Raw genomic sequence first — 13,996 nt, 5'->3', positions numbered from 1 at the left:
TGTAACTATCACAGGGGCTTTTGATGATGCATGTGCCTCATTCTTTGGTGGGATCGTTGTGACGGACAACCGGACGAACGAGCTGGTCAAACGCACTGAAAAGGAGATGGATGTGGTTATCTTTGCACCGGACAGGCAGTCCTTCAGTTCACAGACGAATGTGCATAATTCAGAACTGCTGGCTCCCTGGGTGGATATAGCCTACGATCTCGCACTTGATGGGGAATATGAAAAGGCTATGACGCTTAACGGTTTCCTTTATTGTGGCGCTCTTGGTTTTAGCACTGATATTATGATGGAAGCATTGAAATGCGGAGTGAAGGGAGTAAGTTTATCCGGGACGGGTCCTGCATATTGTGCTCTTGTCGACCGGAATATGGCAGACACTCTGAAGAAAGTGTGGGACGATCTTGGGACAAGCGGAAAAGTGATAAAGACCAAGATTAATAATGAAGGATTAACTAAACCTTAATTTGCAGTGGAGACCATGACCGCAATAGAAGAAGTCCGCAATAAGATCGAACAGATCGACTACGAGATCATAAAACTTATTGGAGAGCGTATCGATTGTGCGACTGATGTTCTTGATGTAAAAAAGAAAGAGCATATGTCTATCAATGATGGTACGCAGAACCATGTGGTACTCGACAGAGCCACAAATGCAGCAACCGAAAGGAACCTTGATTCAGGCGCAGTGAAAGAAATATTCGAGATCCTTATCAGAATGAGCATTGAGCGCCAACATGAACTTAGTGGGGAAGGCAATCTTCCCTGAAGGAGAAAAAAATGGTAGATATTTCAATATTAATGGGGTCTGAATCAGACCACGCAATAGCAACCCGAGTTACAGCTGTCCTTGAGGATACCGACTACTCTTTTGAAGTAGAAGTTATTTCAGCACACCGTGACCCTGAAAAACTTGAAGAATATATTGCTAAGAGCGATGCAAATGTTTTCATTGCGATCGCAGGTCTTTCTGCAGCACTCCCGGGTGTCATTGCCTCTAAGACCATGAAACCTGTTATTGGTGTACCTGTTAGTGCAAAACTCGGAGGGCTTGATGCACTCTTATCCATAGTTCAGATGCCACCAGGAGTTCCTGTCGCAAGCGTCGGTATCGATAATGGTGCCAATGCCGCAAAACTTGCTATAAGAATACTTGATCTTTTTGACTGAAAAGAACCTGGCGGAAAAAGGCACTACCTTTTTCCATCATTTTGCTTCACAAAACATTGAGCATATAAATATTTTTATTTATATTTTAAAGATACTGGCTAAAAATAATTCCAAGATAGTACTCAATCTCTATCTTCTTTTATCTTTCCTTCACCATCATATTTCCTAGGCAATTCTAATATATATTGATTTATTAATATATATGTTTAAAGTAATGAATAACATGTATCAGGTTAGTCAAAAATAGTTAAATATATTTAGTTGAATGCCTCTAGTATAGTATTAACTAAAATTCTCTAAGATATCACTCTATATCATAATTCATGTAAAGGCTTCATATCATACTGTTTAAATGTGAGTAAACCATGGAAGACGAAATGACTGCTACGGAAGAAACCGAACTTTTCGGTGATGATTTTAACACTACAAGTTCAATAGATGTGCCTGAACTTATGATAGATCAGGTCATCGGGCAGGAGCATGCTGTCGAAGTTGTGAAAAAGGCAGCCAGCCAGAGACGTCATGTCATGATGATAGGCACTCCAGGTACCGGAAAATCAATGCTTGCAAAAGCAATGGCTGAACTTTTACCAAAGGAAGAGCTTGAAGATATAATGACATACCCCAATCTGGAGGATAATAATAACCCAAAGATAAGGGAAGTGCCTGCCGGAAAGGGAAGGGAGATCGTCCTGGCCCACAAGATGGAGGCTCGCAAAAAGGCTCAGTCACGTAACATGATGATGATGTTCCTTGTGTTAGGCATCGTCATGTACTCGTTCTACGTAGGGCAGTTGCTTTGGGGTATCATCGCTGCGATCATGATACTTATGCTGACACGCCAGTTCATGCCAAAGGAAGAGCTCATGATACCAAAGCTCGTTGTTTCCAATTATCAGAAAGAGAAGGCTCCATACATCGATGCGACCGGAACACACGCAGGTGCACTCCTCGGCGATGTAAGACACGACCCATTCCAGTCAGGTGGTCTTGAAACACCTGCACATGACAGGGTCGAGAGCGGTGATATTCACAAATCACACAAGGGAGTACTCTTCATTGATGAGATCAATACTCTTAGACTTGAATCCCAGCAGAGTCTTCTAACAGCATTACAGGAGAAGGAGTATGCGATTACCGGGCAGTCAGAACGCAGTTCAGGTGCTCTGGTAAAGACCGAACCTGTGCCATGTGATTTTATCATGATAGCAGCAGGTAACCTTGATGCAGTGGAGAAAATGCATCCTGCACTTCGCTCACGTATAAAGGGGTATGGATATGAGGTATTCATGCGTGATTCCATGGAAGATACACTTGAGAACCGTAAGACACTCGTTCGTTTCGTGGCACAGGAGGTCGTACGTGATGGCCACATCCCGCCATTCGATAAGGGCGCAGTGAAAGAGGTTATCAGGGAATCGAGAAGAAGGGCAGGCAGGAAAGGTCATCTTACTCTGAAGTTCCGTGACCTTGGTGGTCTTGTAAGGGTTGCTGGAGACATTGCCCATTCCGAGAATGCGGAGATCACTACTGCAACACATGTTCTTGCAGCAAAGAAGATAGCACGTTCCATCGAACAGCAGCTTGCAGACAGTTATCTCGAAAGGCGTAAGGATTACCAGCTTTTCGACAAGCTGGGCTCTAGTGTGGGACGGGTCAATGGTCTTGCGGTAATGGGTGGTGATTCCGGTATCGTCCTTCCTATCATGGCCGAAGTGACGCCTACGCAATCTTCCGCTGGAGGTCATGTGATCGCAACAGGTATGCTGAAGGATATTGCAAAGGAAGCTGTCCAGAACGTTTCAGCTGTTATCAAGAAAGTGACCGGAGAGGATATTTCCAATCATGATATCCACATACAGTTCATAGGCACATACGAAGGTGTGGAGGGTGACAGTGCATCGATATCTATTGCAACCGCTGTTATCTCTGCACTGGAGAATATTCCTATTGACCAAACCGTTGCTATGACAGGTTCACTATCTGTAAGGGGCGATGTACTCCCTATCGGTGGGGCTACCTACAAGATAGAGGCAGCAGCTCAAGCAGGTATCAAGAAAGTGATCATACCTAAGTCCAATGAAGCGGATGTCCTTATCGAGGATTACTATAAGGATAAGGTCGAGATAATCCCAGTTGCAACAATAGCGGAAGTCATCGAACACAGTCTTGTGGGAGAGGATAAGGCCGGTATTGTTGAAAAGCTCAAGAACATGAGCAACAAAAAGATCGATCTTGCAGCAAGGAGCAAAAAGGTCGCAGGTAGTGACGATGTCTGAAGTTGGGTTTTACGATGTCAGAATGATCGATGCAACATCCACATCGATCGTCCTTGACAATGGCAATATCGAGGAAATATCGGTCAATTACAGCAAAGGTTGTGGTGCTCGTGCTTTATGTGGTGGGTCATGGGGCTTTACCACTGCAGAAGGTGAGTTCGACCTTAAAGCGGCCATCGATTCCGCTTCAGAGCTTGCAGCACAGATGAATAATATCTCTCCAAAGGATGAAGTAAAGCTTAAGCCCGTGGAAAAGCCTGTTATAAAGAACATCCCTACTGCAAAGATCGATCCTGCAGATGTTCCTATTGAGGAAAAGGTACAGTTATTGAAGGACATTGAAGACCATGCAAAGATGGATGGTGTCAGCAGTACTTCAGCAGTCTATTCCGAAGCTTCCGTAAATGTTCATTATATTAGTTCCGAAGGGATCGATTGCGAATACAGTCTTATCCGAACCGGATTTGCCATAAGTGCTGTTGCTACTGAGAATGGTTCATATCAGGTGGGGAGGGAAAGCCGTTTTGGAGTATGTGGTTTTGAGCTTTTTGAAGAGAACGATGCTCTTGCACTTGCAAGATCTGCCGGAGAGACAGCAGTTGAGCTGCTTGGAGCAGAACAGGCAAAGGGAGGCACATTACCGGTCATACTTGACCCCGAACTTGCAGGCGTATTTGCACATGAGGCAGTAGGGCATGCATCAGAAGCAGATCTTGTGCTCGAAGGAAGTTCCATTCTGGCAGACCGTTTGGGAGAACAGATAGCATCCCCTCTGGTCAATATCATTGATGATCCTACATTACATGAATATGGATACTATCCCTTTGATTCCGAAGGTGTCATGTCTTCAAAGACCACGATAATAAAGGATGGAGTACTCAATTCATATTTGCATTCAAGGGAGACCGCACAGGCCCTTGGTGGAACTCCGGGAAACAGTAGAGCACAGGGTTATTCTGAACCGGTTGTTAGAATGAGCAATACTTACATTGATAATGGCGATTCGAATTTTGATGAAATGCTTGAAGAGATTGGCAACGGAATGTACCTGACAGGCTCAAGAGGCGGTCAGGTGAACACTGGAGAGGGTATCTTCCAGTTCAACGCCGAGAAAGGTTATCTTATTGAGAATGGGGAAGTTACAAGATTGCTCCGCGATGTATCCCTTTCAGGCAAGACCCTCGAGATATTGAACAATGTCACATTGGTTGGTAATGATCTCAAGATGCACTCTGGAAGATGTGGAAAAGGTGGCCAGCTTGCACCGGTATCGGATGGTTCTCCTCATATATCCATCTCAAAGGCATTGGTAGGGGGAGTCTGATATGTTCGAACATGCACAGAAAACTATTGAGCTTGCTGAAAAACTGGGTGCTGATGAAGCAGAGGTATATATTTCCTATAATCACTCTATTTCCGCAGATATCAGGAAGAATACCATCGAGTCGGCAAAAGAGAATGTCAGCCAGGGAATTGGTATACGTTCGATAATCAACGGCGCGGTTGGTTTTGCAAGTACGAACAATGTGGGTCGTATCGAGGATGTGGTGAACATCTCAGTGTCTTCTGCAAAAGTGAGGGACAGTGATCCGGAATGGACTTCACTACCATCAAATGCGAAATATCCTGAGGTCTCAGGTACATATGACAAAAGGATTAGCAAGATCGGTCTGGACGAATGTATAGGTCTCACAGGAAAGATGATCGAAGGTGCATTATCAGTACCTGGTGTCAATACAACCTCCGGAAGCTTTTCAACATCATTCAATAAACACCTCATCATGAATACGAATGGTGTGGAGATCGTCGATGAAGGTACCGGTGTTTCCGGTTTTGTGGATGTCATCACTACTAAAGGAGATATCTCAACAGCTTATGATTTTGAAGTTTCGAGATCACTTGATATCGATGTTTTTGGCATAGGCGCAAGTGCTTCAAGTCTTGCCATCAGATCACAGGACGGTATTTCCATAGAACCGAAGAAGACGGACGTCATTCTGCATCCGTTTGCGTTCTCCGATATTTTTGAGAACACATTCGAACCATCCATAGATGCGGATAATATGCAAAAAGAACGCTCTTCACTAATAGGCAAGAAAGGAGAGATCATTGCTACATCGGATCTGAACATTATTGATGATGGATTGCTTGAGGGTGGAATTGAGACCTCCATATCCGATGAAGAAGGAACTCCATCCCAGAGGACTCCGATAATTGAAAAGGGTATCTTCAAGTCTTTCCTCTATGATAATTATACGGCAGGAAAAGATAATACTTCCAGCACAGGAAACGGAATGAGGCATTCTTATGTATCTTCTCCTTCGGTAGGCCCCAGAAACCTTATCGTGGAATATCCTTCAAGTGATGTGATCGCAGATACCGATGAGGGTGTGTTCATTAATACGGTCATCGGTGCACATACGGCAAATGCGATATCTGGAGATTTCTCGGTAGAGGCCAGAAATGCATTTACTATCAAGGATGGGCAGATCGATAAACCGATAAAGTCCCTGATGTTATCGGGCAATATATTCGAGATGCTGAACAAGATCACAGGTGCAGGCAGCGATGTCCGTAAAGTGGGAGGTACTGTAGTGCCATCTTTGCGAATCTCGGAGATGAGTATTGTAGGCTGAAATCGAGTGATCACAGAACAATATAAACTACTATCGGAATTATTATATATTACTCATTACAATAATGATGTGATATATTTAATTTCATCTGCCCAGTAATCTATATACTTTGGTAGGGACAATATGACCAACATTGAAGTAAAAAGATCAGATGTTCTGCTCTTTAGGTGGTAATATGGCTGAGAATGACAGAATAAGAATACTCGTAGTCGACGATGAACCTGATAATGTCGAATTACTTACTGCATATCTATCGTACGACTATGATATAGTTCCAGCATACAGTGGAAACGAAGCTCTTCAAATACTGGCTGACTCAGAGCAGGTCTATCCTGATCTTGTTTTGATGGATATCATGTTAAAGGACGGTATGGATGGAGTGGAAGCTGCTAATCAGATCCATATCAAATATGAGATACCTGTAGTCTATATCACAGCTTATGCCGATGATAGTATCATGCAAAGGGCAAAGTTAACGGAGCCTTTTGGATATATACTCAAACCATTCGAGGAAAGCGAGCTTCGCACGAACATAGGGATCGCACTTTATAAGCATAAGATGGAAAGCAAGCTTAAAGAAAGCCAAAAATGGCTTACTGCGATCTTAAACAATACTGGAGATGCTATGATCGCAACTGATAAAGATGGGTTGATAAAATTCATCAATCCCTTTGCAGAAGCCCTTCTCGGCAGGAAACAGATGGATATCCTTGGCAAACCGCTGAATGATGTTTTCTGTGTCGAAAGTGAAGAACCCGGTGTTACTGTCGATGATCCTGTTAAGAAGGTGATCCGCGAAGGCATGTTCTATGGACTTGCAAATCAGACACTTCTTGTTACAAAGGACGATACAAGAGTTCCTGTTGACATTATAGGATCTCCGATAAAAGGGGAGAACGAGGATGTTATGGGGATATTGATAACTTTCTGTGATATTTCTGATAGAAAGCGCATCGAGAACCTGATTTATTCGAAAGCTTCAGAATCGGGTTTCTAAGTTCAGTTCTAGTTGATGTCGAAGAAGGGTTTCAGCCTCGATTTCGACATTTTTTTGCTTAGTTAATTACTTCAGATATTTCTTGTTCACATTCGAAAGAATGCCGGATTCTTCCAATTCCTTTATTTTTGCTGAAACATCAGATTTTGTTATCCCTACTTTGGGAATGGCCGTTTCAGACACTGGTTTTTCTGAAGAGCTACTCGACATAGTGGGATTATCGTTAACAGTACCTGTATCATTGATCTTTTCGGGTTTCATTTCTTCGAGGATGGTTGACATTTTTGCCTTTGCTTCTATGTGATGGCCTCTTTTAACTGCAACATAGGAGACTGAAATTATAGTAAGTAATGGTATTGCAAATAGAAGAAATTTCACAGGGGAACCTTTTGATTCGGTCTTAACAACTGGGATAGTACTTTCTACATCCTCTAAAACCTCAAGTGATGGAGAAGGCCTGTTTGTATCAGGAACAACAATATTTTCTGTTAAAGGAGAGTTGTTTGTATCTGCAGCTGTCGTTTCCTTTTGAACAGTTTCGACTATTGCAAATGATGAGTATATTTCAGAAGATGTAGCTTCGTAATAGATATATTTATCGTCTTCACCTATTTTATAGGTGGGCAGAATGTTCCAGCTACTACCTTTATATATGCTCATCCTTACAGAAAATTCAGGTACATTGTTCTCTTTAAGCCATGTTTTCTCTACTCTGAAACCAATAGAAGAATCAATGATCCTTTTTTCAAATCCGTGATCACCTAACCAGATATTGATATTCTTATATACTCTTCCTTCCGGTGACTTGGACACAAGATTTGAGGTCGTATTTAGTGATTCGACTATTGCTTTGACATCACCAACGGTCAAGTCGGCTGTGACATTGATGTAAGTAATATCAATCACTTCGGTGAACGTGAAGGTTTTTTCTATATCATTAACAATATACCTGGTCGCAACAGCTTTCACTAAGATGTTCTCATATCTCTCACTGGTGACGCTGCTTCCTCCGCCACCGCCACTACTTCCAGAACTGCTAGAACTGGTTGTGTCAGTAGTAGGTGTTGATACTGTGATGTAGTCTGAAATATAGGTAAAGTTGTCATATTTTGCATTGCTGACATTCAGAGATACATTGTAAGTTCCTGCAGTGACATATGTATGAGAAGGATCAGGTTCTGTTGAAGTGTTACCATCACCAAAGTTCCAGAACCAACTGGTCTCATTTATTGACTGTTCCGTGAAATACACTGTCAATGGGTAGCTTCCAGTTATCGGGGCAGCTGTAAAACTGGCGATAGGTTTTGAAAGAGCAATAACGGTTATGAAATTTTCTTTGAGAATGTAGTCTGAACCATCATCATTGGATACTTTCAATGATACATTGTAGCTGCCTGGAGTTGTATAGGTGTGAACCGGTTCAATTTCGTTTGAAGTATTCACATCTCCAAAATCCCATTCCCATGTAAGTGCATTGGAAGAATTGTCTTCAAATCTCACAGAAAGTGGTTCTGTGCCAGCAGTTACATTCGATGCAAAATCTGCAAAAGGGGGTACAAGTGCTACAACAACGATATAATTGTTCTTAGTAACAGTATCTATACCATCACTGTTGTTCGCTGTCAAACTTACATGATATTTACCCGGTTCAGCATAAGTATGCACAGGATGCTGGGCATTTGCATCATTACCATCACCAAAAACCCACACCCAACTTTCAGCTGCTGTAGAACTATCAATAAACTGCACACTCAATGGCTGTTTACCTAAAGTAACATTGGATGTGAAATTTGCAGTTGGGGGATTTTTAGTAGTTGCACTGGCATTAGTCCATGATGCATTTATGTTCCCGGAAATGTCAACTGTTTTAGTACTGAAGTCATACTTTGTGTTAGCAGCAAGTCCAGTTGCATTATAGAAACTCGTATCGTTCGACACATTCGTCTGGAACACATTGTTAAGGTAAAGCATTGTGTGATTGAAATCCTGATCAATTGGATTGTTCCAAGTCCAGTTTATCCATGTTATTTCTCTGCCTGATGTGGTGAGATCAGTTACACTGGCTGGAGGCAGAGTGTTCAGCGTGCTGGCACTATCATTGATCCAGGTCGAATTGATAATACCGACAGTGTCCACAGTATGAGTACTGATATTATACTCAGTATTGTCAATCAATCCGGTAGCATTGTACGATGCACCGGTCATGTTCGTCTTGAACACACCATCCAAATAGATCATGGTGTAGTTGAAGTCACCATCTGAAGGATTAGTCCAAGTCCAGTTGATCCATGTGGAACCTTTGCCAGATACAGATAGACCGGTCACACTGGCAGGTGCAATGGTATCAATACTGAAATTGACCATTGAAGAACCATTGTTTCCTGCGATATCCTGTGCGATCACGGTTATATCATGAATTCCCTCTGGCAGTGTTAGTGACCGGTTTCCACTAAACGTGGTATCGCCAGTATTATTGATATTGTACCACCATTTTGCAATATCCTCATTGGCAGTAGCATTAAGCCAGAGCGTACTGGAAGTATAATTATGGTTTTCTTCTGGTACATCAATGGTGACTATTGGTGCAATGGTATCAAGAGTAACAAGAGTAGTTGCTGTATCATTTGTCCATGATAAATTGATATTACCTGAAATGTCAACTGTTTTAGTACTGAACTCATATGTCGTGTTATCCAAAAGTCCTGTCAGATTATAGAAACTCGTATCATTCGAAACATTCGTTTTGAACACATTATCAAGGTAAAGCATTGTGTGATTGAAATCTGTATCATTTGGATTGTTCCATGTCCATTTTATCCATGTTATTCCTATGTCGGATGCAGTAAGCTCAGTTACACTGGCTGGTGCAATTTCATCACTACTGAAAGACCCGGATAACACAATTGCAAATGGTTGTGGACCCTGGGGAACATTTGTACCGTTTACTGTTACTGTGTACCATCCCGTTGAAGGGGATAATAGTTCCACATGTTCAACGTTGTTTGTATCATCTCCACCGTTTCCTAAATAGTTGCCATCAGGGCCTGTAATATTTAGATCGAGATTATTTACCAGAGTCTTGCCAACAAAAGCTGTAGCTGGTTGATCGGTCCATACCAGAGTTGCTTTAAAGGGAACTGAACTGTTGTTCAGATGATAGCTGACACTCCAGGAATCAGTTAAACCAAGACTTATATTATCATGGTACTGCATTGCTCGTGGTGATGATGGGAAAAGAGAACTTTCAAGATCTACGCGACCCCAACCCTGTGCAATACTGGATTTACCCATATCGGCTGCACCATTGATCAACGTTGCTTTCAATAAGGCAGCCGTTGGGGAAATTGATTCATTATCAACATAGTACTGTCTCACAAGAGCAGCAGTTCCTGCTGTTAAGGGGGTTGCCATGCTCGTCCCACTCATATAAGTGTAATCAGTGCTATAAACGAGGGAGGAAGCAGTGGAACTAATAACTGTGCCCGGAGCTACCACATCGGGTTTAATTCGATTGTCATCGGTTGGGCCTCTACTGCTAAAAGAAGCAATATCATCGATGTTATCTGATGAAGTGCCTTTATCCGGTCTGTAATTCTCTGATGCACCAACTGTTAAGGCATTTTTTGCTGTTCCAGGGGGGGTTAATTTATTAGTTATACCTCCTTCGTTACCGGCTGCAAAAACGATTAGTAAGTCTGGATTATCCCACATAAAACTATCAACATATTGTGAACTATCTGTATAGTTTCCATATTGATTTGAATTATTGCTACCCCAACTATTGCTGTGTACCTTTGCACCAGCATCATAAGCCTGTTGAAAAAGTGAATACAGATTTGTTGGTATATGTAAGCGACCTGATGTCAGTTTCGGATTTGTACCATCATACTGTAATGCCTGAAAAACAAGCCTTGCTTCAGGTGCCATTCCTGAATATAAGCCAGCAGAAAGATTACCATTTCCGAGGACTGAACCTGCAACATGTGTACCATGCCCGTGATTATCTTCCGCACCGGTATCGTTATACTCTTCCCACCATGCATCTAATGTATCAATCCTTCCCTCAAGGTCATCATGCATGGATGCATCATTAAAACCGGTGTCCAATCCGGTATCAGCAACAGCAATTATCTGGCCACTACCGGTCAAACCATGTGTGTTCTGTACGGTGGAAACATTTAGTATACCTGCTGCAACATCATTCAGGACAACGGGTTGCACATATCTATCCACCCAGCTTACACCATTGATAGCCGCAATATCAGTAATCGAAGATTGGTTGATCCTGACCTTGAGTATGCTTTCACCATTGTCAAGTATTTTACCACCAATAAATATGACATCGTTTGAAACATACTCGTTGCATCCAGCATCGAAAAGCATTACCAGAACATCTTCCTTGCCGTTTTGCTTAGAACCCGACGAAAGGGTAGAGCTGACTCGGTATGAAGGGTCGTAGAAACCGATCCATTGAACAGAATCCAGATTCTCTAGTTCCGCTTTCACTGAAGTGTTCATTCGTACAATAAAAGCATTGTTCGGAACATAACTGAAAATAACAGCTCCCGTGCCCCTTACATCCTTTTTCCATTCTTCAAGGATCAAACCTTTGAACTGAACAATGTAATAGTCCTCTGGTTTAGTGGGTAATGGTTCAATGGAGCTGAGACTTGAAGACGAAAGTGAAGAAGGAGGCACTGCGTCCGTACTGAACTGAGCATTTTTAAGTATGATATAATTCTCGCTGGGGGACCCACTTTGCGATGATACCTCCAAAGCTAATGCAGAAACTGAAAAAATTGCTGCGATCATAGCAACGATTGCGATCTTTAAGATCATACCAGAAAGATCAATGCTATTTTTTTGCAATTTCATATTCTACCACCAGATGCTTTCAAGATCCCCTATGTTCATCAAAAGCTACCGCTTCTTAACTACTCATTTATTATGCTGGGATGCGTATATATAACTTCCTTTAAAAGTTCAGACTGATGCGCATAATCATAATGAGGGTATGTCTTTCGAATTATATACTTTTAATGAAATATAATATAAATTTTATTATAATACATAAATTATGTGATAATGAAGCTAACTTCAACATATCTTCTAAAACAAAACCAAAAAGAATATCACGTCACAAACATACATGAATAGTTATGAGTGGGGAAGTGAAATGGCAGCATGTTCCTGTGGATGAGGTTCTTGCATTACTTGAGACCGATAGAGAGGGACTTACTGCTGAAGAGGCGCAACTCCGCCTTTCAAAATATGGTTTTAATGAGGTCGAACTAAAGAAAAAGGAAAGTTCGATCCATCGTTTTGCAAGGCAGTTCGCAAGCCCTCTTATCTATGTCCTGCTCCTGGCAGCACTTGTCACTTTTTTGCTCCGGGAGTATGCTGACACGACCGTGATACTCGGAGTGGTTCTCGCAAATGCTGTCATCGGATTCATTCAGGAAAGAAAAGCAGAAAATGCCCTTGAATCTCTTGCAAAGATGCTGGTCCCTGAGACAAGTATACTAAGAGAAGGGCAAAGAATGATAGTGCCCAGCAGGGAACTTGTAGTAGGTGATATTGTTTTGATGGAAACGGGAGCCCGAATTCCTGCTGACCTTCGACTTATTCACAAAAAAAATCTTCGCATCGATGAATCAATGCTCACCGGAGAATCCACAGCCGTTGAGAAATATACAGATGCCATTGAAACTAAGAACCTTCCACTTGCCGAAAGAAAAAATATCGCTTTTGCAGGCACACTTGTAACCCAGGGAAATGGTATAGGTGTTGTAGTAGCAACCGCTTCTGACAGTGAGATCGGAAAGATATCGGAACTTATAAAAAAGACAAAACAGCTCTCCACGCCCCTTGTAAGAACGATAGACAATATGGGCAAAAACCTTGCTGTCGTAATTATTTTGGTTGCAATACTGACATTTGCAATTGGTAAATTTCGGGGACTTGGTACTCTGGATCTCTTTTTTGCTTCCGTAAGTCTGGCTGTCGCAGCAATTCCAGAAGGATTGCCCGCACTCATCACGATCACACTTGCTATCGGAATAAAGAAGATGGCAGCTCGAAATGCCATTATTCGTACAATGCCGGCGGTCGAAAGTCTTGGATCGGCAACGGTGATCTGTTCGGATAAGACCGGCACACTTACAAAGAATGAGATGACCGTCCGGAAGATATACACGGATGAAGGTGTTTTCAGTGTTACAGGTCTCGGATATGAGTCAGAGGGCGATATCGAGCTTAATGGAAAGAAAATAGATCCCTTTGATCATCGGGCATTGCTTGAAACATTAAAAGCAGGTGCACTTTGTAATGATGCTTATCTGCGTGAAGAGGGGGGCATCGATGGTGACCCTACCGAAGGAGCACTTCTTGTTTCAGCATCAAAAGCTGGCAAGTTCTACATTCCCAGGGTAGATGAGATTCCGTTTGAATCGGAAAAAAGATTCATGGCAACACTTCATCAAGATGATGCTGGCAATTCATGGGTATATGTAAAAGGCTCTCCTGAGATCATCTCCAAACTTTCCAGCATGCAATTCAATGGAAAGGATTTCTCAAGGATAGATCCTGAAAAGATACTTCTTGTTGCCGAAGACATGGCATCCGAGGGGCTTAGGGTTATTGCAACTGCATATCGGAAGCTAGAAAGAGGGAAGACCGAACTTGAAGATGTTGATATTGATGAACTCATCTTCCTCGGATTGCAGGGTATGATCGACCCGCCAAGGGAGGAAGTGAAACAGTCGATTTTCAAATGTAATAATGCAGGCATCAGAGTTATCATGATCACGGGCGACCATATCAAAACCGCTCACACCATTGCAAGACAGCTTGGAATCCGTACAGAAGGAGCATTGTCGGGCAGTGATATTGAAACAATGACCGATGAA

General features: G+C 42.3%; 9 protein-coding genes. 8 read left to right on the top strand and 1 reads right to left on the bottom strand.

The window, feature by feature from the left end; genetic code table 11:
- The 7 genes from QAS77_RS05415 to QAS77_RS05385 form a co-directional block, all read left to right on the top strand.
- Positions 1 to 472 (top strand): shikimate kinase (locus QAS77_RS05415; protein ID WP_305064397.1); only part of this gene is annotated, 472 nt, incomplete at its 5' end.
- A gap of 15 nt (positions 473 to 487) precedes the next feature.
- Positions 488 to 775, top strand: coding sequence for a chorismate mutase (locus QAS77_RS05410; RefSeq protein ID WP_250867491.1), 288 nt, complete (start codon positions 488 to 490; stop codon positions 773 to 775).
- An 11-nt stretch (positions 776 to 786) separates the two neighbouring features.
- Entirely contained in the window at positions 787 to 1,176 is a 390-nt protein-coding gene (purE, locus tag QAS77_RS05405) for a 5-(carboxyamino)imidazole ribonucleotide mutase (RefSeq protein WP_250867492.1), read from the top strand.
- Positions 1,177 to 1,541: 365 nt separating this feature from the next.
- Positions 1,542 to 3,455: an ATP-dependent protease LonB gene (lonB, locus tag QAS77_RS05400; protein ID WP_305064396.1), complete on the top strand. Its 1,914-nt coding sequence runs from the start codon at positions 1,542 to 1,544 to the stop codon at positions 3,453 to 3,455.
- Positions 3,448 to 4,779, top strand: coding sequence for a TldD/PmbA family protein (locus tag QAS77_RS05395; RefSeq protein ID WP_250867521.1), 1,332 nt, complete (start codon positions 3,448 to 3,450; stop codon positions 4,777 to 4,779). Before lonB ends, QAS77_RS05395 begins: the two co-directional genes overlap by 8 nt.
- Position 4,780: 1 nt before the next feature.
- The gene (locus QAS77_RS05390) at positions 4,781 to 6,091 is read left to right on the top strand and encodes a TldD/PmbA family protein (protein ID WP_305064395.1); all 1,311 of its coding nucleotides are present in this window, start codon (positions 4,781 to 4,783) and stop codon (positions 6,089 to 6,091) included.
- Between the two features lie 175 nt (positions 6,092 to 6,266).
- A complete protein-coding gene (locus QAS77_RS05385; protein WP_250867495.1) occupies positions 6,267 to 7,088 on the top strand; it encodes an ATP-binding response regulator in 822 nt (273 codons plus the stop codon).
- 66 nt (positions 7,089 to 7,154) lie between these two features.
- On the opposite strand, the gene QAS77_RS05380 is transcribed toward QAS77_RS05385, so the two are convergent.
- Positions 7,155 to 11,963: a S8 family serine peptidase gene (locus QAS77_RS05380; RefSeq protein ID WP_305064394.1), complete on the bottom strand. Its 4,809-nt coding sequence runs from the start codon at positions 11,961 to 11,963 to the stop codon at positions 7,155 to 7,157.
- A gap of 284 nt (positions 11,964 to 12,247) precedes the next feature.
- On the opposite strand from QAS77_RS05380, the gene QAS77_RS05375 reads away from it, so the two are divergent.
- Positions 12,248 to 13,996, top strand: a 1,749-nt coding sequence (locus QAS77_RS05375) for a cation-translocating P-type ATPase (protein ID WP_305064393.1), incomplete at its 3' end; no start/stop codon positions are given.

The organism is Methanococcoides sp. (genome assembly GCF_030594565.1).
GTDB classification, from domain to species: domain Archaea; phylum Halobacteriota; class Methanosarcinia; order Methanosarcinales; family Methanosarcinaceae; genus Methanococcoides; species Methanococcoides seepicolus.
This window is presented reverse-complemented; position numbering and strand designations above follow the sequence as displayed.

Excerpts from the sequence above, each read along its gene's own strand:
- QAS77_RS05385 (WP_250867495.1), top strand. The coding sequence starts at position 6,267 with ATGGCTGAGAATGACAGAATAAGAATACTCGTAGTCGACGATGAACCT.
- lonB (WP_305064396.1), top strand. The coding sequence starts at position 1,542 with ATGGAAGACGAAATGACTGCTACGGAAGAAACCGAACTTTTCGGTGAT.
- purE (WP_250867492.1), top strand. The coding sequence starts at position 787 with ATGGTAGATATTTCAATATTAATGGGGTCTGAATCAGACCACGCAATA.
- QAS77_RS05410 (WP_250867491.1), top strand. The coding sequence starts at position 488 with ATGACCGCAATAGAAGAAGTCCGCAATAAGATCGAACAGATCGACTAC.
- QAS77_RS05395 (WP_250867521.1), top strand. The coding sequence starts at position 3,448 with ATGTCTGAAGTTGGGTTTTACGATGTCAGAATGATCGATGCAACATCC.
- QAS77_RS05380 (WP_305064394.1), bottom strand. The coding sequence starts at position 11,963 with ATGAAATTGCAAAAAAATAGCATTGATCTTTCTGGTATGATCTTAAAG.
- QAS77_RS05390 (WP_305064395.1), top strand. The coding sequence starts at position 4,781 with ATGTTCGAACATGCACAGAAAACTATTGAGCTTGCTGAAAAACTGGGT.